The organism is Grimontia marina, from assembly GCF_900060185.1.
Lineage (GTDB): Bacteria > Pseudomonadota > Gammaproteobacteria > Enterobacterales > Vibrionaceae > Enterovibrio > Enterovibrio marinus.
Map to the genome: position 1 here is coordinate 1 of NZ_FIZY01000068.1, position 23,259 is coordinate 23,259.

Genomic DNA, 23,259 nt, shown 5'->3' on the forward strand with positions numbered 1-23,259 from the left:
CACCTTCGCTTTAAATTCGGGTGAGTGGTTTCTACGTTTTCTTGTCATCATCTGCTCCAGTCTTTCTGGGGACTATCAAAACAGATCAATCACTTAAAGTCATGTCCGAAAATTGGGGGCCACTTCTCTTTCTCGCTTGAGGGATAGCACTTGGTGCAACAGAATCCCCTAAGTGGTTGGAAAGCTTGAGGTCTAATTTATCTAAAACTTCCGTGATGGGTTTATCCCGATACAAGCCAATACCGACAATCAACCAAACGACAAGTTCGGCGGGTAACTTACGCCGTCTCATACTGGCTTTGTTGGTCGAATCAAGGGCTTGCTCTATCCATTCGAGCGGGAGTTCTTTTTGGAAGAGGGCCATTGATTCGGGTGCAGCAAACGTATCGACATCAATCAGCCAGTGAGCCAACATAAAAAATACCCTCAGCAATTAGTGTACTGAGGGTATTGTTAACCATCTGTAGGATCGTTCAACTGATCAATGCCTTAACTGATCGGTGTTAGCTCAAAGGCCGGGATGTCGTTAAGCCACTTCCACATGATTGCGTCACTCCCCATTGGATAGTCGTGCTGTAATTTCCCCAAAACACCCAAGATGACATCGGGCGTAAGCGCTGACCTTCCCCGCTGTATGGAAAGCGTCTTCTCACCGTGCAGGCGGATAAAAAGCTCCAATCCCATACTCATACTCGCTGCCCCTTTATCTCGATAAGCCCGGCTCTCACTCTCCTTGCGAGCGTGGCGTGAACGGCTCTTAACATGTATTCCTCTCGCTCTCCCGGCTCAAAGTCGTAGCTCACCCGTCCATCCATGACGTCATGACAGTTCATGCAGGCATCGGCACCCCAAAAGTCGTCTGACTTATAGACCATGCCATGTGTCGCACTTGGAAAATGCGCAAACACCACGGTTTCAGGGTTAAAACAGCACACCCCGGAAATCTGCAATGTACATTCCTGTCCCATTGCGGCATCAGTAAGGGCTTTGCTTCTGATGGCTGTTTTTTTCATAGTCATGATGCAAACCCCAGTAGGTTGTTCACTGCCCTTTCAGCGTCCGCTTCGCTCTCGAAGTACTTATGCAGGATCTGATTCCAAATCACGTTGAAGGAGGCTCGGTAGAGTTCAGAGAATTCGTTGTCGTCCATCTTGGCGAACGAGATAGATTTGGCTTCTTTTTTCACCGCGCCATTGGGGAAGACGACGATACGAAAGAAAACCGCCTCCATCGCTACCCACTTTCGGTAAGCCTCAAAGCTCTTTTCGACCGTCAGTGAGGCGTTGTGGACACTTGCCATCCCAGAGAGCTTTTGGGGATAGGATTGGGCGGGATTGAAGAGCGCTTAGCGATACAGATGCTCTAATAGAAGTCCAGTAACTCTTCTATCAGTAAGCTGGCTGGCTTCTGCACAATGATATGGTAGGTTGTATACTCAAATAACCTGAATCCTGCATCTTCAGGTTATTTGAGTATATAGCCTTGCTCACTACTAACCCCCTTAGTTTCTGGGGTTTATTCGATCTAGCTCTCACCTGCTCAAGCCGCTATAATTCACGCCTCGCGAGAAAGAGGTTAAAAAATGCGCAATTCTGTAACTCCGATATTCGATTACCCCAAATACTGGGCTGAGTGTTTTGGTCCTGCTCCTTTTCTGCCGACCAGCAGAGAAGAAATGGACATGCTCGGCTGGGATAGCTGTGACATTATCATTGTCACCGGCGACGCCTATGTCGATCACCCTAGCTTTGGTATGGCGGTTATCGGTCGTACGCTTGAGGCGCAGGGCTTCCGCGTAGGTGTTATCTCGCAGCCAGAATGGCAGGATAAGAAAGCCTTTATGGCACTTGGTCAGCCTAACCTCTTCTTTGGTGTAACAGCCGGTAACATGGACTCTATGATTAACCGTTACACCGCAGACCGTAAGCCACGCCATGATGATGCTTACACGGCAGGTAACGCAGGCGGCAAACGTCCAGATCGTGCCGTACTGGTTTACTCGCAACGCTGTAAAGAAGCATACAAAGACACCCCTATCGTACTGGGTGGCATCGAAGCCAGCCTGCGTCGTCTCGCACACTACGATTACTGGTCAGATAAAGTCCGCCGCTCAGTGCTGTGTGACGCCAAAGCTGACATTCTTCTGTTCGGTAACGCAGAACGTGCGCTGGTTGATGTGGCGCACCGCCTTTCTCGTGGCGAGAATATCGCCGATATGACCCGAATTCCGGGCACCGCAGTCATGCTGAAAAAAGTGCCGGAAGAAATGAAGGAAATTGACAGTTCGCGTATCGATAAGCCAGGCAAAGCCATGGTTATGCCGAACCCATACGTAACGGAAACGGCTTGTGCAACCGACAAGAGCGAAGTGAAAGAAGAAGCGCCGAAGCCTGTGATGGTGCGCCCTTCCCGCCACGATGCGGAAAATAGCTTCGTTCGTCTGCCTTCATACGAAAAACTGTTAAACGACCGTATTCTGTATGCGCACGCAAGCCGCGTGATGCACTTGGAAACCAACCCTTATTCCGCACGTGCGTTAGTGCAAAAGCATGGCGAGCGTGAACTTTGGGTTAACACACCGCCAATTCCTCTCACAACAGAAGAAATGGATTACGTTTTTGGTCTCCCGTATGCGCGTGTTCCTCACCCTAGCTATGGCGATGCGAAAATCCCTGCGTATGAAATGATTAAAACCTCAGTCAACATCATGCGTGGTTGTTTTGGTGGTTGTTCTTTCTGTTCGATCACCGAACATGAAGGCCGAATCATCCAGAACCGCTCAAAGGATTCCATCCTCAACGAGATTAAAGACATTAAAGAAAAAGTACCGGGCTTTACGGGTGTGATTTCTGATTTGGGTGGCCCAACCGCGAACATGTACCGCCTTGGTTGTTCTGACCCTCGCGCAGAGAAGAACTGTCGTCGTCCTTCCTGTGTGTTCCCGAAAATCTGTGAAAAGCTCGATACTGACCACAAACACACGATCGACCTCTACCGTGAAGCACGCGAGCTTGAAGGCGTGAAGAAAGTAGTTATCGCATCCGGTGTTCGTTATGACCTGGCGATTGAATCTCCAGAGTACGTGAAAGAGTTGGTGACTCACCACGTTGGTGGTTATCTGAAAATCGCGCCTGAACACACAGAAAAGGGCACGCTGGACTTGATGATGAAGCCGGGCATGGGTGCCTATGACCGCTTTAAAGAGCTGTTCGAGAAATACTCGAAAGAAGCTGGCAAGAAGCAGTACCTGATCCCTTACTTCATTGCGGCGCACCCTGGGTGTACTGACGAAGATATGATGAATCTGGCGCTGTGGCTGAAAGAGAATGATTTCCGTTGCGACCAGGTACAGAACTTCTACCCGTCACCAATGTGTAATGCGACGGCTATGTACCATGCGGAAGCCAACCCGCTGAAACGTGTGAAGTACAAGAAACGTGAAGACTTGTTTGTCGCGAAAGGTGAGCGTCAGCGTCGTCTGCACAAAGCCTTCCTGCGTTATCACGATCCCGCTAACTGGCCTTTGCTACGTGAAGCTTTAATCAGCATGGGTAAGCGTCATTTGATTGGTGACCGCCCAGGTTGTCTGGTACCTCGAGAAGGCACCGAAGCGGAAATGACGCCCGCACAACGCCGTGGTTCAAGTCGTCATGGCGCAAAACGCTTTGCGACCAAGCACCCGAACCAGCCAGATATTCGCAAGCCTAACCAGCGCAGCGGCAAACCTGCAGGTAAGAAGCCGACCAATGGCAAAGCATCGCCTCAAGGTGGCAAGCCGAAAGCACACTCAAATGCTGGCGGTAAACCAGCACAAGGCAGCAAAAAACGTCCAGCTGGAACCAGAAGCCGTCAGGCAGTGAGATAACCACTCTCCGTAAAACAAAAAAGCGAACCGCAAGGTTCGCTTTTTGTTGCCTGATTCTCAGTCAGTGCATCAGTTCTGAAATCACCAACAACACAACAGCCACGGCAGCGGTGGCGACTGCGCCAATCATAAACTTCTTCTGAGACTTTTCATCGAGAAACTTAGCGACCAATACGCCGATGATGATAAGGCCTATGATAAATCCAATTTTAACCATTCTGACACCTCTGGATGAGATAGCTCAGCTCGCCGCTACCGTGAAATGGTTGTTTAGGAAAATAACCATCCTTTTGATTTTTAAGGCTAACACATATCAGTGCCTAGCGTAACAACTGCCCTACTGTAAACTCCACCACGCTTGGCAGTCCCGAATTGTGACACTCGCACCAACACACTGGTCTTAGGTACGTTTGGCGGCGCGTTGGGGTATCAAAAATAACATCGTGAAAGAAGCATAGGGTGCTACTTTTATGGCGTAAAGATACCCATATCTAAGTCACTCAGATGGCAAAGAAGTCATGAGTCTGGTTTTCTCACGTGCCGTCCTAACTAAAACTAGGGAGAACGTGAAATGTTAAAGAAACTGACCGCAGAATTTATTGGCACCTTTTGGCTGGTACTTGGAGGCTGCGGTAGCGCAGTATTTGCTGCAGCTTTTCCAGAACTTGGCATCGGCTTTCTGGGTGTCGCCCTCGCCTTCGGTTTAACTGTCGTAACCATGGCTTATGCCATTGGCCATATTTCCGGTTGTCACCTCAATCCAGCGGTTTCATTTGGCCTATGGGCGGGTGGACGCTTTCCTACCGCTGAGCTGATTCCTTACATGTTGGTTCAGGTCGCAGGGGGTATTGTTGGCGCGTATGTCATTTATATTATTGCCAGCGGCGCACCAGGTTTTGATTTAGCGGGTGGCTTGGCGTCAAATGGATATGGCGACCACTCACCGGGCGGGTATGACATGCTCTCAGGCTTTATCACCGAGGTGTTGATGACCTTTATGTTCCTGATTGTCATCATGGGCGCAACCCACAAACTGGCAAGTCCAGGTATGGCAGGCTTGGCGATAGGTCTTGCTCTCACTCTGATCCACCTTATCAGTATTCCAATCACCAACACATCCGTGAACCCTGCACGGAGCACGGGCCCTGCGCTGCTTGTTGGTGACTGGGCGATGGCACAACTCTGGATGTTCTGGGTGGCCCCGTTGATTGGTGCTTTCATCGCCGGTGTGGTTTACCGCTGGCTGAGTCCGAACGAAGATTAAATACTCCATGAAAAATCCCCGAAAATTCGGGGCTTTTTTTTATACCCAAATAACCTGAAGATGCAGGATTCAGCGAGTTTGACTGGCGTTGTGATCGCGGCGTTCCTTTGTAGGTGTAGTCACCTCCATCAAAAAGGAACAACAAAGAGCACGACGTCAGTCAACTCGCCCGAAGGGAGGCCCTCAATGCGAGCATCTTCAGGTTGTTTGGGTATAAATATCTACGTGTTCGGCGGGACAACTCAGCATCCACCTTATCCCGTACTTGTCCGTCACCATACCAAAGCGCACTTTCCAGAAGGTGTAATCCAGAGGCATCACTATCTGCCCCATTTCAGAAAGCGCCATAAAGACTTCATTCTGTCTTTTCTCATCTTCAAATCTAACGTGAAATGCCACATCTCCCGAGCCTTGCGCCAATGAGTCATCCAATCCATCGGAGGCAAAGAACTGAACTTCCGGTGAGGCAAACTCTGCATGCATCACTCTGGAAAGTAAGTGCTCGGGAAACTCTACCGGCGAATCATTGAAAGTCGAGAGCGTTCTAATCTCCCCGCTCAACGCGTGACTGTAAAAGCCCAATGCATCTCTACAAACGCCATGGAACGTCACATGTGGCTGAAGTGTGCTCATGTCTGACTCCTTTCCATTGGTATGAAATCTCTACCAACCAGACTATCAGGTGCCCATATGCATCCCGCCTAATAATTAAGACGTTTTATGATTTAGCTTTTCGTTATACCCAAACAACCTGAAGATGCAGGATTCAGATTATTTGGGTACAGATAACAAAAGGGAGCCATTGTGGCTCCCTTCTCTCTGATATTGCGGTACTTAAACAAGCTTTACCAACACCTGCACCGGATGCTTCAGTTTTTTGCTTTCAAAGCGTTTCACCTGGCTACGACATGAATAGCCTGTCGCCATACAGCGCGACGGTGGCAAAGATTCCAAGCGTGGTTTCCAACTCAAACCGAAAATGCCTTTCGAGTTTTCCAGCTTGTCGGACTCATGGCCGTAGGTACCGGCCATGCCGCAACAACCCACAGCCATAGCCTCCAACTTGCCACCAAAGTGATGGAAGATTTTGCCCCACTCTGCTTCCGCATTCGGCATTTTGGTTTTCTCAGTGCAGTGCGCAAACAGATACCAAGCGTCTTTATCTGGGTTCTCTTTCTGCGGCACATCAGCAATCACGTTGAGTAGCCACTCATGCGCCGTCTGCACCTGAAAGTCACCACGGCTATCACCCAGAACCTCGTTGTATTCATCGCGGTAGCAAAGCACCAGTGCTGGGTCGACACCCACCATTGGCACGTCCAACGTTGCCAACTGATTCAGGAAGTCAGCGGTATTGCGGGCTGTTTTGGCAAACTTCTTCAGGAAGCCTTTAATGTGTTGCGCTTTACCGTTTGGCTTAAACGGAACCAGCATTGGCTTCTTACCCAACTTCTCTGCCAGCGTCACCAAGTCCTTCACCACATCCGCTTCATAGAAGCTGGTAAACGGATCCTGAATAATCAACACATAGCGGGAACGTTCTTCTGCGCTTAAGGCTTTTAACCATTCCAAGTCAAACTTGGTGGCATGGTGGCCGTCCAGTGATTCCATCAAAGTAGGCACTGACAACGCAGGTGTATCCACGTAACCGATGGTTTTCTCAGTAACCGACTGCGCCCATTTCGGCTGAGTGACGGCATTAACAATCACCGGCGCTTTTGCCATCCAAGGCAACATGCCTTCGATGTTTGCGACCAGATAATCCTTCATCGGACGCTGGTAGCGGCTGTAGTAGAGATTGATAAAGCGCGAACGGAAGCTCGGCACGTCCACTTTGATCGGACACTGGGTTGCACAGGCTTTACACGCCAGACAACCATTCATGGCTTCCATCACTTCGTGGGAGAAATCGTAATCGTCTTTGTTGGAAAGCCAGGTATTCTTGAATCGCGCAAAAATCTGGCGCACTGATGGCGTTTTCTCCATCAGCTCTTTTTCCATGGTGACAGGGTCAACACCCTGTTCCGCGAGCAAACGCAGCCACTCACGCACAATACCCGCTCGGCCTTTTGGCGAGTGACGACGGTCATAGCTGATCTTCATCGACGGGCACATCGGTGAGCTGGTGTCATAGTTGAAGCAAAGGCCGTTGCCGTTACATTCCATCGCCTGCTTAAAGCTGTCGCGCACCGTCACCGGAATTTGGCGATCTAAAGTACCGCGCTTTTCTCCATCAACTTTCACCAGCGAATCGCTGCTGTCGATTGGCGTACAGATTTTGCCAGGGTTCATGCGGTTATGAGGGTCAAATGCTGCTTTTACTTTTCGCAGTTCGTCGAACAGTTCCTCGCCGAAGAATTCAGGGCCGTATTCAGAACGGAAGCCTTTACCGTGCTCGCCCCACATCAAGCCGCCATATTTCGCCACCAGCGCCACAACCTGATCGGAAATCGTCTTCATCAGACGTTCTTGCTCGGGGTCGCAAAGGTCAAGCGCGGGACGAACATGCAATACGCCAGCATCAACGTGACCAAACATGCCGTAATTCAGCTTGTGGCTGTCCAGCAAGGCACGGAACTCAACAATAAAGTCAGCCAGGTTTTCCGGTGGTACACAGGTGTCTTCTGCAAAGGCAACGGGTTTAGCTGCGCCTTTCGCGGCCCCTAGCAGGCCAACCGCCTTTTTGCGCATGTTGTAGATTTTGTTGATTGAGCTCAGATCGTTACAGACCTGATAACCAATCACGCCTTTGTCACCCGCTTCAACCAATACATTTAGGCGCTCACAGAGAGAGGCGATTTGCGCGTCGATTTCATCTGCATCATTACCTGCAAACTCAACGATATTGATGCCCTGCATGTCTTTACCGGGCACATCCGTCAGTAAATCTTTTACTGTGTTCCAGACAATGTCTTCGCGCGCCAGATTCAATACTCGGGAGTCCACGGTTTCCACTGATAACGCATTCGCCTCCACCATCACTGGCGCACTGCGAAGCGCAGAGTCAAAGCTGTCGTATTTCACGTTAACCAAGGTGCGCGCTTTTGGAATTGGCGTGATATTCAGCTTGGCTTCGGTGATAAATGCGAGCGAGCCTTCCGCGCCGCAAAGCACACGCGCTATGTCAAAGGTTTCAGTCTCTGGCTGATAGGCGTTTTTCAGGTCATAGCCTGTCAGGAAACGGTTGAGCGGTGGGAATTTTGCGTCAATCTCTGCTCGTTTGGTCTGGCAGATTTCCGCCACGCGGCGCAATGCGTTACCTGCATAATCATCACGGCTGTTGCCAATCACATCCGCTAAAGACTGAGGTTCGGTATCTAGTACTGAACCGTCGGCAAGCACTGCCTTCAGCGCCAGAACATGGTCTGAGGTCTTGCCATAGCGCAATGAGCCCTGACCCGACGCATCGGTATTGACCATACCACCAACCGTCGCTCGGTTACTGGTTGAAAGATCGGGCGAGAAAAAGAAGCCATGTGGGCGCAGCGCATCATTCAATGCATCTTTGACCACACCCGCCTGTACGCGCACCCAACCCTCTTCCGGGTTAATCTCGAGGATATTGCGCATGTGGCGCGACATATCGACAACGATATGCTGGGTCAGTGACTGGCCATTGGTGCCAGTGCCGCCGCCACGGGCCGAAAATTTAATTCCAGCAAATTCAGTGTCTTTACAGACCTCGCCCAACAACGTTAGGTCTTGCGTTGAAGTAGGAAGAACCACCGCCTGGGGAAGAAGCTGGTAAACCGAGTTATCGGTCGCAACAGCAAGGCGGCTGGCATAAAAGGTTTCCGTCTCACCTTGGAAACCTTTCTCTTTTAAAGCATCAAGAAAACGCCCGACGATGGGATCGAGCGTATGCTGGTGTGTAAGTGCTGGTAACATCTTGCTCCCTGAAGCCATTTGTACGATCTATTTCCATACGATCGTTGGCAATCTTATAAACTAACGACTGCTATAACTTTACCTCAGGTGTGACCTGCTTCAAAGCGGTAATCCTAATAGAAATCCCTTTAAAAACACGCCGCGCAAACGTTTACGTGTCACCGAACAAATTGATAAAAAATACGTGGCGTCACCAACAGCAACCAGACAGATATCGCCCAAGCTGATGCACAGTTTACAGCGACAATCACAGTATTCACCGCATAGCGGGATGATATCGCGTTATCTACAAACACGATCACGATGACACCAACAAGTGCAATCATAAAGAACGTTAACTTGGACGGGCGTCGAACGGCCGAAACATAGAGCGGAAAAACCTTCAGCCACAAAAGCGCGCAGTAAATCCCTAAAGAAAATGCAGAAAGGTACACGATGTGCGGTTTGTGAAGACCTATTCCAATGGTTGCGGCTACTACAAAGCTCATCAGCCAGAAACGTGCCGACGTTAGCGCACGATTTCGATTGGCAAAACGCCAATCCCTGAGCCGTTTAAATCCCACTGAGAAGCCAAATCCTATCAATAAGCCCAAAACAATATCAGAGGGATAGTGTTCCCCCTGAAGCAAAACCTTTCCGCTAATCACCGACACACAAAATGCCGCAAACAAAGCAAGGCGTTTTCTCCCTTTAGGAAAACTCTCTTTATCCCAATTCAACAACAGCCAGCTAAAAAAGAACGTTGTCAGAGACACCATCGCGCTTGGCAACGTGTAACCGAGCGTGTCCTGCTCTCCAAATACAGGGTCGATAAAATAAGGTCTAGGCAATTCCACCACAGTTGTCAGAATCAACACAAAAGTGGATATGGACAACAACCCCGCCCCATAAATCAGCGTCGCTCTGTGCCCATGGTATGCACGAATGTAGATGAGTGAGACGAGGAACAAAAACGGTGTGAACAGGCTGCCCAATGCGATGGTACCAGTAACGAAAACCTCAACTGACGTACTCTTGGCTTTCCATTCGTGCAGGGATTGCAGCAATGAGAGCTGCGCCTGATAGAAAGGCGTCAGCACGGCAGTATCACCCGCTGACAACACGAACGCACTCGGTGTTACTTCCGGAACCCAGAGTTTGAACATCCACTTATGTTCAGGAAAACGGTAGTTATCACGCACCGTCTCGTTGTCCGGCATCATAAGAACACGCATGACTTCTTTGCCGAAATGGGGCGCAGACCAAGCCATCAGGACCTTACGCCCCTGAGAGTCGATAAAATAGGGCGTTGGCGAAACCAGCTCGCAAGCAAAGATGGCAGAATTGTATGTTCGCGCGATTTGTTTACCAACATTCACATGTAAGCCAGTTTCTTCATAAGTCTCACGCTTTGCGGCTTCTTCCCCGGTTTCCTCACCAATGATTGAGCCACCAGGAATCGAGTATCGCCCGCTGATCGCTTCAACAATCATCAGAATATTTTTATCACTGTCGACGATCAAACAGTCTCCGGCCTCAATGGGTAAGGTACTGTTGATCGCGTTTTCTTTGCTGGTTGTGGTTCCAGGAAATGCAAATAGAAGTAACAAGAGAAAAAGCACCCCTGAAATGAGTCGTGTTATGCTCACTAACTGATTGTCCCTATAAATATCGTCTTAGTTTTAAACCCACAAGGATGCCATGAGCCAGTCACACAACCTCCCTATTCTGCCTCCTCACTACTATCTGGATAACTTTTTATCCATCGTCGATTTAGTATCGACTAGATACAGCGACTTGCTGACAGAAACGGAAACAAATTGGTTACATGCATTTTCAGGTTTACCCCAAAATGCACAATTACTGTTGGTCCGGATGCTGACGCGAAAAGGGAATTGGTTTCGCAGTGACAAGCTTCACTATCCTGAAATTCCGAACATTGAAAGCGCTATCACCACTTTATCTGATAAAGGGTTAATCACTGACACAACGCCGCCATTTGACGTAGTAGCAAGCTTGATGACGAAAGGAGAACTGCTTTCTCTTTACGCACATATGCCATTAACAGCTTCCCTGCGGAAACCGGAAATTATTGCCGCTATCGTTAAAAACAGTGAAGAAGATCTCCCACCTTTGCCAACCCGTTTTCTTTGTCTACAACACGATGTCTTGCCTGTATTTTTACTGCTTTACTTCGGCAATTCGCGCCAGGATATTAGCCAGTTCGTTCTCAACGATTTGGGTATTTACCGCTTTGAAAAAGTTGAACTTCGCCCTGAGGACAGACTCTTTCACTCACGAACTCAAATCACTGACTGGCTCTTCTTGTCATCACTTGCTGATTTGTATTGGGATTATAAAGAAACCAAAGAACTCGCTTCTGCATTAAAAGTGAGTCAAATGCTGTCTGAGAAGCCCGATTGGCCTCCACTGACACGTAAGTGGGAACGGTTAGCCAACAAACTCGCTAGAGATTTTGAAAGACAGAAGGATGAACGCTCCGCAGAAGCTTTGTTTATGCAGTCTTCTCTTCCCCCTGCCAGAGAAAGGTTAGCCCGTATTGCCATCAAGCAAGAACGCTTAGAAGAGGCAGCTGTCTTAGTCACAGCCATGCTGGAATCCCCGATCAATGAAGATGAAGCCGATGTCGCCGCACGTATTGCCAGACAATTAGCGAAGAAAATACCCTACCCCGCGCCTAAAAAAACAGGAGAGTCATTTACTTCTCAACACATCACCCTTGAGATCGCTGAGCGTGTGGAGCTCGAATCCGCACGCTATTACGCTCAACAAGGCTGGGACGTATGGTACTGCGAAAACAATTTACTCAATGCTTTGTTTGGCCTTCTGCTTTGGGACATCATCTTTGAACCCGTTCCCGGCGCTTTTCTCAACCCTTTCCAGCGAGCGCCACGCGACATGTATTCCCCGGAGTTCACAACGGTACGACAAGTCAATATTGACCGACGCTGTGAGGCTTTTGAACGCGGTGAATACGATCTTATGGCAATTTACGACACCAAGCTGGGCATCTCCAATGACTGGGTAAATTGGGGCTGGGCCAAACGCGAGTTAGTTGAAGCAGCTATATCAACGCTATCCCCTAATCAAATCGTGGCTTGTGTCAAACGCATCTTGTTCGATCCGAAATCCAACCGCTCCGGCCACCCTGATCTGTTTATGGTGAAAAACGGCAATTGCCAATTTGTTGAAGTAAAAGGACCGGGCGACAAGCTTCAACATCATCAAGTGCGCTGGTTGAACTTTTTAGCGGCCGAGGGGCTTTGCAGTCTCACTCTCTATGTGACCGCTGAAAACTGAATCCTCATTTTTAAGGCAAAAATCCTAAGTTAATACATACTTATGGAAAGAATATGTTATCGATAGAGATAGGAGCTCGAAATGAGCGATAACTTACAGCAGATTGTTTACATCAGCAGCGCAGAACACCCTTTTACTGATGAAGAATTCGCTGAAATGCTCGCCGCTATTCGTGAGAACAACGAAAAGATTGGCGTCACTGGGATGTTGCTGTACAAGGATGGCGACTTCATTCAGGTTATCGAAGGGGAAGAACACGTTCTCACTCCTCTATATACAACTATCTGTCAGGACAATCGTCATTACTCTGTGGTTGAAATGATGCGCAAACCCATCGTCGAACGTCAATTCAAGAATTGGAGCATGGGCTTCCATCACATCAACAATGATGACCCAAGACTCGAAGGGTTCAAGCGTTTCTTTGATGACGACACTGAGCACAAAATTGATCCAGGAGAAGCGCTAAGCCTTCTTCTGATATTTCGCGACTAACTGACGCCTTTCACCCCAACTAAAAAAGGGTGCCTGGGCACCCTTCAGAGATTAGTTTTTTTGCTATTTCACAGCCACGCCCACATCCAGACGTTCAAACCAATCCAGAAACTTCCCAACATTATCGCCAGTGAATACACGGCCATGTTGTGGGCACATCATATCAATTTCTAGCGCCCGAACACGACGTATCCAGTCATTTTTTGCCGCGTTAGATGGCATCCAACGCTGGTGAAAGCCTTTCATCTTTGAAATATGCTCTTCGAAATCTTCCACTTCCATAGGTGCTTCATCTGCCTCCAATGCCGCACCAACATCACCGCTCATCAAGATTTTGGCCACGGGGTCATAGACATGAAAATTGCCTGAAGAATGCAGGTAATGCGCAGGGAAAAAGCGAATTTCGACGCCATTCAGCACCAAGCAGCCACCTTCATCCGCTATAGGAACATACTCGATATGTTCCATACCGAAGTGGCGAACAAAGCCCTCCCAAAGCCAGGGCGCATGGAGTTTGGCTCCGGATAGGGCCGCATCCCAAAGCCCAAGCGAAGAGATAATGTCTGGATCCTGATGAGAAGCAAAAATGTGCCCAATCTGACTAATAGGCACCTTTTTAACCACCGCCGCCAACATCGCAGAGAAAATCTCGATACCACCGGGATCCATCAAAAGCGCATTATTGTTGGTGCGAATCATATACTGATTGGTATCGATGATTTTCTCCGGCTTTGAGGGATCTCGGCCAAACATAAACCACTGGTGGGTGTCCCCAGAATAGATTTCCTTGGTGAGCATTCGATCTGTCTCCGAAGCATTAGGGATTTGTATTAGTATTCTTCTGCCAGTTCACGACACAACGACTGAGACAGCATGACGTGTGTCTGAATTCGCTCCGCAGCGGTTGAAACGTTGTCAGCAACAACGTTGAGCCCCTCTTCAAATTTCTTACCAGACTGCGAAGCCTCTACGTGAGACATAGCCGACAGCACTGAAGCAGTTTTGATTTCCCGCGCCAGATTTTCCAGCAATTCCGACAATGACGTGACTTCACGGTAAAACTGGCGATTCAACTGGACATGTTCCGACTTCATTTCGTCTAGCGGTGCTTGGATGCTATCGACAAATTCGGCGTTTTTGCTGATTTTCGCGGCTTTGCTGAAGCTTTCAATTGTCCGCTCATTACGGACTGAAATCGTCGCCAGCCTACTGATAGTGACAGCTTTGAGATTGATGATGTCAGAGGTTTTCACTGTTGTATCGGCCAATTGGTCGATGAAATCGGTGATGGCTCGAAACCCTGCCGCTCCTTGGCCGGCACGCAGCGCCAACGCTCTCGCGTTGCTGGCAGTTAATGAAATATCATTGGCGATTTCCCGGGCTTTATACAACTCCGCCGCGACAACCGCCGCTGTCACAAAGTGACTATCAGCGTTTAAGTCTGTCATGGAAGTATCTGATTGAATAAAATATAATTTCAGTTTAGACAAGTATTTCAGTCAGCTCAGAAATGAGACAGATTTTCTGTACAATTTGTAGGGTTAACCGCAATAACGCATAAAAAAACACCGCCTTAACGATGCTTTTCTGATTATGCACCTAACGTGGGCGCTTTGTGCGGGCTCTTAAACACATACTTGGTACCATCATAAAATAGTTTCGACTGCAATCGTTGACAGTTCGCCTTACCTGGCCCGTCAAAAACCAAACCGTAGTTTTGTTTACCCCGCTTTTTACGCGAATTCTTCACTACACCACTTAGGGCGTAATTATCACCGCTGATGTCGTTTACCACCTCTAGTACAATTCTTTGATCCACATCGAATTCGGGAGAAATCGCATCGAAGCTGAATCCACAACCCGCGGAAGAAACGTCAGTCAGAATGACCCGTAGTTTTCGGTTTGGAAGTTGAATATCACCGGGCAGACTTAGTTCATAGCGAACCTCATTACGCAGCATAACCAGCTTTGCTTGCTGAGGAACAGAAAATACCAACAGTTTAATCGGCTTGTAAACCACATGCTCAATTCGGGTTCTAAAACGAACTAACGCCCCTCCGCCTTTCTCCGATACACCGTCAATATCGACATTGAACCCTTCTATGAAAAACTCGTCATACTCTTTTTTCGTAAGATGCGGCATGGTGAAGAAAATATGTTGCTGCTCGTTAAAGCCAATAAAGTTGGATTTAAAAGTAAGACGCTGCCCTAAAGGAGTCAGAACCTCTAATGAAGCTTCCGTACCGTGCTGGATAAAATCCATAGCGTGGAGCCCCATAATCACTCTTTCTTTTTGTCTGGCCGGCGGTTTTTTTTCTTGAATCGAATTTGTGTTCATCTAACATCCTCGCCGGAAATGCTACTCTGATTAAATACCAAATACATAGGAAATAGGGTGGATGTGCACCTGTACAAATTGCTTGAACGGAAAGAGACCTATTACACCTCATTGAAGGAACTTTCAGTTAGCCTAGGTATCACTCACTTATCTTGCTATCGGCCTAGCAGATAAAAACTGTTGGACATTTTTACAGCAGTGCCACAACAAACACTAACTAAACGGCGTATTATTAATATATAGGCAAAAGCACGCATTATTTCAAAGCGATAGTGATATTTTTCCATTTGACACTTATATTACTTCGTCCTGTTTTTTCAATGGTTTTTCTTTTTTAGTCGAAAAAAACCACATCAGAAATACAACTTCCTATTCTCTTTTGTGACTATTCCCAAACAACCTGAAGATGCAGGAATCAACGAGATTGATTGGCGTTGTGATCGCGGCGTTCCTTTGCAGGTGTCATCATCTCCATCAAAAAAGAACAACAAAGAGCACGCGTCAGTCAACTCGCCCGAAGGGAGGCCTTCAATGCGCCCACTTTCTCGTTAAATCCCACGGAAATAGAACGACTATTTCTCGTGAAATTTGCCTCGAATTGAACGCATTGATGACCTCTGAATGCGCGCATCTTCAGGTCGTTTGGGTATAAAGTGCTAATTAACTTCTAAAGGTTTTCATCATCTCGCCGTTGTTCGCATTATGGGGCGGCGCACCTGAATATACCCAAACAACCTAAAAGTGCATGATTTAGGTTGTTTGGGTATATACAAATCTAGGTGCATGAGTGAGAGAAAACAAGCGACAGTTGAGAGGTTGTCTATGGCTATTCGCTTAACCAAAATAGTATGCATTCTGGCAGGGCTTATGCTGCTACCAATGGCGTTGGCAAATACATCAGATGGTGAAGGTAAAGTGTTTCCTAACACCGAGCAGATGAAAAAAGCGCTGTCAGCAATGGGGTTTGATCAACCTTGGAACATGACAGAAGGCGGTGAAAAGCAAGCGCTGAACAATGGTGAACTGTGGGTTCGTGATGGTCATTATTTTGCCGTAATGGCGGTGCATGATGATAACGAACAAACCATGCAAGTCTCTCTTATCAACAACCTTTCTATTTGCGCCCAACTGGGCATTGCAGCCACAGGTGACTCTTCAAAATCTGTTTTCAGTGCATTCACTCACCTCACCGGAAAAGCGCTGAACAAGCCAGAAACCACTGCTTTCAATGAACGAACTCCCTTCCATTATCACGTACTGATCACCGAAATGATTGCGGAAAGCACCCTGATGCAATGTGGTGTTAAAAATCAGTGAAATAAGTTCGCTTCCTTACTGGTCTCATATTTAAGACTAGAATTTTAGGATACCCCTTTGAAGGCAAAAGGACTTATGGCAGATACAACCCACTATCAGTCGCCAATCCGAGCGATACTCCACTACATAATCGCCGTATTTATATTCACTTTATATGGCGCCCGGGTTTGCCCTCTCATCGATTCATTGCCAACTGCTGTCCTCTTCATCCAAACCGCGACTGTTTTCATCTTTCTTTACTTTGCCCGTCTGATTACCCGAGCTGTTAAACATGATGAAGCCAGTCTAACCAAAAATGTCAGTCTGTTTAGTATCGTTGGCGTTGGGTTTGCAGGATGGTATTCCCTGCTTTACGACTTTCCCCTAGGCAGCAACGTCAAGGTTGTTTTCGGTATGACCCTCCTTGGTATTGTGATCAATCTGGACCTGGCCATTTCCAATGCCCGCCACCTTTCTAAAAACAACATCAACAAGCATAAAATGCCGGAAAACATCAAACCTCTCGCAGGGCAAATCGGTTTAGGTGCCATGTTTCTTACCGTAATGATGACCGTACTTTTGGGACTTGTGGTGACCAAAGACTTATTGTGGTTGGCTGAGCACACCCAGTACCAGGTAGATACTGCTGATATAGACAGCATCATCAAAGAGTTCGTTTATGTAGCAGGAGTCGTTCTAGCCTATATCGCACTGATATCAGTCAATGGGGCAGCGCTGGTCAGCGAACAGTTGACCCGGCAGACCAATGCAATGACAGCGGCAGCTTCCGGTAATTTCGACGAGAGAGTTTCATTGAGCCAAACCGGCGAGTTAGGTGTTATTGCCTACTACACCAACAAAATGATCGCCGACCTAAAAAACAGCTACGACGAAATAAACCGCACACGGGACGCCACTATTGTCGGGCTTTCTACCTTGGCGGAAGCGCGTAACAACGAAACTGGCGCGCATATCCTTCGCACTCAGCATTATGTAAAAGCCCTGGCCGACGTGCTGAAACGCCAGCCGAAATACTCGAGCTACCTGACCGAAGAAACTATCGACCTGCTTTACAAGTCAGCCCCCCTGCATGATGTCGGTAAGGTGGGCATTCCGGATTCCATTCTGCTTAAACCTGGCAAGCTGACAGACGAAGAATTTTCCATCATGAAAACCCATGCCCAACTCGGCGCAGATGCCCTCAGCATTACCGAGAAAAGCGGCGATGGCATTGCCTTTCTGCGCTTTGCACGTGAGATTGCTGCGACTCACCATGAAAAATGGGATGGCTCTGGCTATCCACGCGGATTGTCAGGTGAAGAAATACCACTTTCAGGAAGGCTAATGGCACTGGCTGATGTATACGACGCGCTGATCTCAAAGCGCGTGTATAAACCTGCTTTTAGCCATGAAAAAGCCAAAGAGATTATTCTTGAGGGACGATGCACCCACTTCGACCCTGCTGTGGTGGACGCATTTCTGGCCTGCGAGCATGCCTTTGTCGATATTGCCCAGAAGTACAAAGACGAAGATGTGAAGGCGGCTTAAACCGCCTGAAGTACTTTCTTCGATAACTTAGACGTGACAGGATAACTTCCTTGCCACAGCTCTTTCGCGAAAATAGAGGGTTTTTCTGGGTCAGAGAATACCCAGCATTCATGCCTTGCACGGGTCAGTGCTACATAGAACAGGCGTCTTTCCTCCGCATGTTCCAATTCATCTGCCACTGACAGCAATGCAGATTCCAATCCTTCACCTGATGATTTGGCTGGAAACGTGCCATCATCCACATCCAGAATAAAGCTGTAATCTGCTTCAAGACCTTTACTGCCGTGTGCCGTGACATAGCTAATGGAAAGATTCGGATACTGATTCTGCCACTCACCAAGAGATTCTGGTTTGTTGGCGTTATTACGCCCCATCAATAAAAGGCTGGTTGGTTTGTCGCCAGCAGATTTTGCCAGTTTCTCCAATACCGACTCCACCGCATCCGAGGGCATCAAATGCACCGCTTTTTTCTTTTGCTCTCGCGCACTGTCGAGCGGTTTGCTGAGTTGCTGTGGGTCAACCTGAATAAAGGTATTGGCAACAGCGCCAATCTGGGAATTAAAGCGATAAGTGGTATCAAGATAGCGAATGACACCAGAAGGAAAACGGCTCATAAAACCCGTGGTCAGGCTGACATCAGATCCCGCAAAGCGGTAAATCGCCTGCCAGTCATCCCCCACCGCAAACAGCGACGGCGCGCGGTTTCGTTTACCGCCACAAAGTGCTTCCAACAAAGCAAGGCGCGCTGGCGAAATGTCCTGATATTCGTCGACCATAATGTGATCGTATCGCGCCCCAAAAGCTTCGCTTTTCTTAGAAAGCAGCTTGGTGGCTTCTTTGATCAGGCTGTTAAAGTCATAGGCCTTCTGTGCTTTCAGCGCAGCGAGATAGCCTTTTAGCACTGGCTGAACCAATGCCAGTTCACTTTCAGCTTTTTCATCGCCTTTAATCGATGCCTTGATCGCAGTTGCTGATTGGCTTTGTTGCGCCAGCAAATCCACCAGTCGCCACAGCCACCTTTGCAGCTTAGCCTCGTGAGCCTGTTCCACCAGCGGACGCTCCGCCGATAAACCCGGAATTGACCACTGCGCCAAATGCTTGAGCCAGCGCTTTTCAACCGCAGGCTGAGCGAAGTTTTCCGCGAGCCACAGCGTCATCCAGCTATGTTTGGTTTCTTCGTCCGTCGCCATCGGCGCGATATTGGCATCCTGCCCTGAAATCTCTTTGATTGCCTTGAGCGCAAAGGCATGGAAGGTCGAGGTTTCCACGCCATTCAAACCCGCTTTCGCCAAACGCTCCGCCATTTCCTCGCTGGCTTTCTTACCAAACGCCAACATCAGAATGCGCGATGGTTCCGTCTGCTGGCTGGCAACCAAATACTGCGCCCGTGCCATCAGCACACTGGTTTTACCCGAACCCGCACCCGCCAACAGCAAGTTGTGATTATCGTCCATCAACACCGCCTGACGCTGTGAATCATTCAACGGTGAAGATTCCACGCCATCAAACCAGGTTGACCAACGCGCTAACTCTTCATCACGCCATGCAGTATTTCGGGCGTTGCGCTGCGCCTCACCGTTTTGCAGCCAGCCATAGAGTGATTGATAAAGCGCAGGATTGGCTGTCGCCATCACTTGCGGCAACACACCGCACCGCTCAAACACTTCCTGCGCTTTCACCTGCCACGCTTTCAAATCTTCAACTCGCAGAAAACCCGAGAAGTCGCGCAACTCATCACGCAGCGCAATCAATTCCGGCTCCACCAGCATGAACTTGTTTTGCTGCTTACCCAGCCACGCTTGATAGTGCTCAGAGAGTGTCTCAGCAAACTCATGCACATGATTCCAGGGCAAACCATAAACCGTGATTTTCTGTGCAGGCCGATCGGCAGGAGAAACAATGAAAGTCAATCGCCCCCAAACCAGACCGCGAGACACGCGGCACTGCCCATCCCAGATAGAGAAAGGGACGGTTTGCGTCATTTGTTTGGATTCAAAAACCAGTTGGTTGTCGTCCAGCGCGATACTGTAGTGATCGCCCTGAACAAACCACTGAGCCAGATTGGAGGCGGTGAGTTTCATGGTTGGATTCTATTTTCCTGTCTATATGTACAGCATATCAATTTCAGGTGTTATTTATAGCCCAATAACGCAAAGAGTTTAGATAGATGAATGAAAATCAAGCAAAAGGACGCTTTCCCTGTCTTGTCCAAGCGAAATAGTCTTCCTTTTTGATCTCGTCCCTTGGATGACACCTTTAATCTGCTATCTTAGGTCAACAGCTCCTACCCACACTTGCCTTAACGCTGCATTGAAATGATTTCAAAGAAAACTTCTCTCACATTCAGGGAATACTGGGCCAACAGCCGCATTAACTACAGTGTCCGCGTGTTTATCGCCCTCGTTGGTGTTGCCCTTCCCTGTTGGTGGTATGGCGCCTCGGAAGCTATAACACCACTGGTTCTTGGCATTATTGCCTCTGCACTGGCAGAAACAGACGACAACTTCTCCGGCAGACTCTCTGCGCTGCTCACCACCCTTTTCTGTTTCGCCGTCGCCACCTTCTCTATCGAGCTGCTTTTTGATTACCCATGGTGGTTTGTCACCGGTCTCATGATCTCAACCTTCGGCTTTATCATGTTGGGCGCGATAGGCGCTCGATATGCCAGTATTGCGTTTGCGTCCTTGCTTATTGCTGTTTACACCATGCTAGGCGCACACGAGTCACAAAACCTTTGGTATCAACCTTCACTTCTGCTTGTCGGTGCCGCGCTTTACGGTGTTATTTCACTGATTTGGCTGCTGCTATGGCCGCACCAGCCGGTACAACAAAGCCTCGCTGCATTGTTTAAATCCCTTTCTGGTTATCTCGACCAGAAATCAGAGATGTTCCACCCAAGTAGAGATTTAAAGCCACAGCCTTTGCGTCTGCGTGATGCAAAAGAAAATGCGCTGGTTGTCACCGCCCTAAACAGTGCCAAAGCCGCGCTGCTAAACCGTGTGCGTGGCGGCAGACTGAGCGATAGTAATCGCCAATACCTCAAGATTTACTTTCTGGCGCAAGACATTCACGAGCGCGCCAACTCCTCGCACTACCGCTATCAGGAACTCGCTGAAGTCTTCTTCCACAGTGATGTCATGTTCCGCCTACAGAGACTTTTGCACCTGCAATCCAAAGCGTGCTTGGAAGTCTCTCAATGTCTGACTCTTGGGCAGCCTTACCGACACGGTGAACAGAGCGTAAAAGCACTGGATGAACTCAACGAATCCCTGCTGTATGTGAAAGCGCAAAACAATCCAGAATGGACACCATTGCTGCCGCAGCTCGATTTCCTGTTCCGAAACCTGGCGACCGTCGAGCGCCAGCTTTCCAACGTTAGTAACCCGGATGCCACACAAAGCGATGAAGACAAAGAAATCGCTGATTCAGATGCTCACGGCTTCCTTGACAAGCTTTCCCGCATTCGCGCACAGTTGACCCCGAAATCTCTGCTTTTCCGTCATGGCGTGCGTTTGAGCCTCGCTTTGGCGGTGGGTTACGGCATTATTCAGGGCTTTGACCTCACCCGCGGTTACTGGATTTTGCTGACAATCCTGTTTGTCTGTCAGGCCAATTACTCCGCCACGCGCAGCAAGCTGACAGAACGTATTTCCGGCACTTTGATAGGTTTGTTGGTAGGTTTGCCGCTGCTGACTCTGTTCCCGGACTTGACCGGACAACTGGTGTTGATGGTGCTGTTCGGCGTACTGTTCTTCGCGTTCCGAACCACCCACTACGCCGCAGCCACCGCGTTTATTACCCTGCTGGTATTGATGTGTTTTAACCAGTTGGGTGAAGGTTATGCGGTGATACTGCCGCGCCTTGGCGATACGCTGGTTGGCTGTGCACTTTCCGTATTGGCAGTGCGTTTTGTGTTGCCAGATTGGCAAGCTCACCGACTGCGCGGGATCATGAAAGATTCTGTTGCGGCTAACCGAGATTATCTGGCGCAGATCATTGGCCAATACCGCATTGGTAAGCGTGACAACATGGCTTACCGTGTCGCCCGTCGTGGAGCGCACAATGGTGATGCCCAGCTTACGACCGCTATCAGTAACATGCTGGCTGAACCTGGCCGGTATCGCACAGCCACTGATGAAAGTTTCCGATTCCTTTGCCTGAATCACGCCATGCTGAGTTATATCTCTGCACTGGGCGCACACCGCATGCAAATGGACGACGACAGCATTCACGAGTTGGTTTCCAAAGCGCACCGTGGCATTCACGAAGAGCTGGATTGTCTGGTGTCGAAGCTTTCAGGCGAATCGTTCGAGAAAACGCCGTGTCTGGATGAAGCGCTCGGCAAACACCTTGAGCGCTGGCGCGAAGAAGAAAGCAGTTCAGCCCGTATGGTACTGCAACAGCTGCATTTGATTCACCGCATCATGCCGGAAATGCACAAACTGACTGATGATCTGGCAAAGAAAGCGTTGAAGAGCTCGAAGTCTTAGCTGCGATATAACACGCCGGAGCCAAGTGCTCCGGTGCCTTTTGAAACATTGTCAAAAAAGCCTGCGGTTTCATTCATCACAATACTTGATACTTGCTTATCAAAATCCAGTGTCGCCTTCTTCAAACTATCAAGTGCTTCTGAGTTACTTCCATCCAGATTTACAACACTCAATTGCCATTGCCTTAAAGCGCTTTCCAGTTCTAGTTGAGCAACAATCTGACCACGCCAAGACTGCTCAAAGTGGAATGTTTGCAGAATTCCCTGAGAAAGCACAATGGCAGCGCCAATACCAACCGTCCATACTCTTTGGTCTTTGAAAAACGTCGGAAAAACTGCAACAACTGGTAACATCGCACCCAATAGAATGATGAGAATTGAGAGGACTCGGGTGGCATAAAACTTCCAAGAGGATTTATCTAAATAACTGATCCGAATAGTGCTACATTTTCGCCGTGCCGTGGCAACCTCCCGGGTACGGCGATACGTTATCCATAAAGTGCTTCACCTTCCTGAGCAATTGCCACATATGTTTACACCTGTGATTCCGAGTAATTGTCTCATGGAGAGCATTCCACAATCGTTCTATGACGTTGACCCAAGGGCAATAAACGGGCTGGAACAGCAGCCTGAACTTTGGGTTCTTCTTGAGCCAAGCCTTCGTTTTTTTACTTTTGTGGATGATGTAGTTATCCAGTATCAAGGTGACACTTTTGGCTCGGCGGTAGTGCCACTTTAGCTTCTCCAGCATGGCAATGAATAGGTCTGAGTCTTTCTTT

At 48.6% G+C, this 23,259-nt stretch carries 20 protein-coding genes and 1 pseudogene; 7 read left to right on the forward strand and 14 right to left on the reverse strand.

Going from position 1 to position 23,259, the window contains the following annotated elements; genetic code table 11:
• Positions 1 to 124 precede the first annotated feature (124 nt).
• The 4 genes and pseudogenes from GMA8713_RS22425 to GMA8713_RS22440 all read right to left on the reverse strand — a co-directional run.
• Positions 125 to 415, reverse strand: a pseudogene (locus GMA8713_RS22425) (transposase domain-containing protein); the annotation flags it as partial.
• Positions 416 to 489: 74 nt separating this feature from the next.
• Positions 490 to 690, reverse strand: coding sequence for a hypothetical protein (locus GMA8713_RS22430; RefSeq protein ID WP_062714434.1), 201 nt, complete (start codon positions 688 to 690; stop codon positions 490 to 492).
• Positions 687 to 1,019, reverse strand: coding sequence for a nuclease domain-containing protein (locus GMA8713_RS22435; RefSeq protein ID WP_306456070.1), 333 nt, complete (start codon positions 1,017 to 1,019; stop codon positions 687 to 689). The genes GMA8713_RS22430 and GMA8713_RS22435 overlap by 4 nt, the downstream gene beginning before the upstream one ends.
• Positions 1,016 to 1,300, reverse strand: a complete 285-nt coding sequence (locus GMA8713_RS22440; RefSeq protein WP_232314532.1) for a DUF1367 family protein — start codon at positions 1,298 to 1,300, stop codon at positions 1,016 to 1,018. The genes GMA8713_RS22435 and GMA8713_RS22440 overlap by 4 nt, the downstream gene beginning before the upstream one ends.
• A 282-nt stretch (positions 1,301 to 1,582) precedes the next feature.
• Between GMA8713_RS22440 and GMA8713_RS22445 the strand changes: the two genes are divergently transcribed.
• Positions 1,583 to 3,865 (forward strand): YgiQ family radical SAM protein, encoded by a 2,283-nt coding sequence (locus tag GMA8713_RS22445; RefSeq protein ID WP_062714436.1) that lies wholly within the window; start codon positions 1,583 to 1,585, stop codon positions 3,863 to 3,865.
• A gap of 61 nt (positions 3,866 to 3,926) precedes the next feature.
• Here the strand turns inward: GMA8713_RS22445 and GMA8713_RS27805 are convergent, their stop codons facing one another.
• Positions 3,927 to 4,082, reverse strand: coding sequence for a hypothetical protein (locus GMA8713_RS27805; protein ID WP_198159567.1), 156 nt, complete (start codon positions 4,080 to 4,082; stop codon positions 3,927 to 3,929).
• A 354-nt stretch (positions 4,083 to 4,436) separates the two neighbouring features.
• On the opposite strand from GMA8713_RS27805, the gene aqpZ reads away from it, so the two are divergent.
• Complete coding sequence (gene aqpZ / locus GMA8713_RS22450; protein WP_062714438.1) at positions 4,437 to 5,129, forward strand: aquaporin Z; 693 nt, start codon at positions 4,437 to 4,439, stop codon at positions 5,127 to 5,129.
• Positions 5,130 to 5,327: 198 nt separating this feature from the next.
• On the opposite strand, the gene GMA8713_RS22455 is transcribed toward aqpZ, so the two are convergent.
• The 3 genes from GMA8713_RS22455 to GMA8713_RS22465 form a co-directional block, all read right to left on the reverse strand.
• The gene (locus tag GMA8713_RS22455) at positions 5,328 to 5,762 is read right to left on the reverse strand and encodes a VOC family protein (RefSeq protein WP_062714440.1); all 435 of its coding nucleotides are present in this window, start codon (positions 5,760 to 5,762) and stop codon (positions 5,328 to 5,330) included.
• A gap of 201 nt (positions 5,763 to 5,963) precedes the next feature.
• On the reverse strand, positions 5,964 to 9,017 hold the full coding sequence (gene ydiJ, locus GMA8713_RS22460) for a D-2-hydroxyglutarate dehydrogenase YdiJ (protein WP_062714443.1): 3,054 nt from the start codon (positions 9,015 to 9,017) through the stop codon (positions 5,964 to 5,966).
• Between the two features lie 158 nt (positions 9,018 to 9,175).
• On the reverse strand, positions 9,176 to 10,606 hold the full coding sequence (locus GMA8713_RS22465) for a bifunctional NUDIX hydrolase/phosphatase PAP2 family protein (protein WP_232314533.1): 1,431 nt from the start codon (positions 10,604 to 10,606) through the stop codon (positions 9,176 to 9,178).
• Positions 10,607 to 10,697: 91 nt separating this feature from the next.
• On the opposite strand from GMA8713_RS22465, the gene GMA8713_RS22470 reads away from it, so the two are divergent.
• Both GMA8713_RS22470 and GMA8713_RS22475 read left to right on the forward strand, forming a co-directional pair.
• Positions 10,698 to 12,317, forward strand: coding sequence for a VRR-NUC domain-containing protein (locus GMA8713_RS22470; protein WP_062714445.1), 1,620 nt, complete (start codon positions 10,698 to 10,700; stop codon positions 12,315 to 12,317).
• A gap of 81 nt (positions 12,318 to 12,398) precedes the next feature.
• Positions 12,399 to 12,809, forward strand: a complete 411-nt coding sequence (locus tag GMA8713_RS22475; RefSeq protein ID WP_062714447.1) for a BLUF domain-containing protein — start codon at positions 12,399 to 12,401, stop codon at positions 12,807 to 12,809.
• A gap of 63 nt (positions 12,810 to 12,872) precedes the next feature.
• On the opposite strand, the gene GMA8713_RS22480 is transcribed toward GMA8713_RS22475, so the two are convergent.
• The 3 genes from GMA8713_RS22480 to GMA8713_RS22490 all read right to left on the reverse strand — a co-directional run bounded on the left by GMA8713_RS22480 (position 12,873) and on the right by GMA8713_RS22490 (position 15,147).
• Positions 12,873 to 13,607, reverse strand: coding sequence for an oxygen-binding di-iron domain-containing protein (locus GMA8713_RS22480; RefSeq protein WP_062714449.1), 735 nt, complete (start codon positions 13,605 to 13,607; stop codon positions 12,873 to 12,875).
• Positions 13,608 to 13,639: 32 nt separating this feature from the next.
• On the reverse strand, positions 13,640 to 14,257 hold the full coding sequence (locus GMA8713_RS22485) for a hypothetical protein (RefSeq protein WP_062714451.1): 618 nt from the start codon (positions 14,255 to 14,257) through the stop codon (positions 13,640 to 13,642).
• A 143-nt stretch (positions 14,258 to 14,400) separates the two neighbouring features.
• Positions 14,401 to 15,147 carry a flagellar brake protein gene (locus GMA8713_RS22490; protein ID WP_062714454.1) on the reverse strand — a complete coding sequence of 249 codons (747 nt, stop codon included), beginning with the start codon at positions 15,145 to 15,147 and terminating at the stop codon, positions 14,401 to 14,403.
• 822 nt (positions 15,148 to 15,969) lie between these two features.
• Here GMA8713_RS22490 and GMA8713_RS22495 point away from each other — a divergent pair.
• Both GMA8713_RS22495 and GMA8713_RS22500 read left to right on the forward strand, forming a co-directional pair.
• Positions 15,970 to 16,464: a hypothetical protein gene (locus GMA8713_RS22495; protein ID WP_232314534.1), complete on the forward strand. Its 495-nt coding sequence runs from the start codon at positions 15,970 to 15,972 to the stop codon at positions 16,462 to 16,464.
• Between the two features lie 75 nt (positions 16,465 to 16,539).
• Positions 16,540 to 17,991, forward strand: a complete 1,452-nt coding sequence (locus GMA8713_RS22500; protein ID WP_062714463.1) for an HD-GYP domain-containing protein — start codon at positions 16,540 to 16,542, stop codon at positions 17,989 to 17,991.
• Here GMA8713_RS22500 and helD read toward each other — a convergent pair.
• Positions 17,988 to 20,072, reverse strand: coding sequence for a DNA helicase IV (gene helD / locus GMA8713_RS22505; protein WP_062714465.1), 2,085 nt, complete (start codon positions 20,070 to 20,072; stop codon positions 17,988 to 17,990). The two genes, GMA8713_RS22500 and helD, sit on opposite strands and share 4 nt — an antisense overlap.
• A gap of 234 nt (positions 20,073 to 20,306) precedes the next feature.
• Between helD and yccS the strand changes: the two genes are divergently transcribed.
• Positions 20,307 to 22,481: a YccS family putative transporter gene (gene yccS / locus GMA8713_RS22510; protein WP_062714467.1), complete on the forward strand. Its 2,175-nt coding sequence runs from the start codon at positions 20,307 to 20,309 to the stop codon at positions 22,479 to 22,481.
• Here yccS and GMA8713_RS22515 read toward each other — a convergent pair.
• Both GMA8713_RS22515 and GMA8713_RS22520 read right to left on the reverse strand, forming a co-directional pair.
• Positions 22,478 to 22,972 (reverse strand): DUF4231 domain-containing protein, encoded by a 495-nt coding sequence (locus GMA8713_RS22515; protein ID WP_084387811.1) that lies wholly within the window; start codon positions 22,970 to 22,972, stop codon positions 22,478 to 22,480. The genes yccS and GMA8713_RS22515 overlap by 4 nt on opposite strands.
• A partial coding sequence (locus GMA8713_RS22520) for an IS630 family transposase (RefSeq protein WP_157515497.1) occupies positions 22,923 to 23,259 on the reverse strand: 337 nt, incomplete at its 5' end. The genes GMA8713_RS22515 and GMA8713_RS22520, both read right to left, overlap by 50 nt.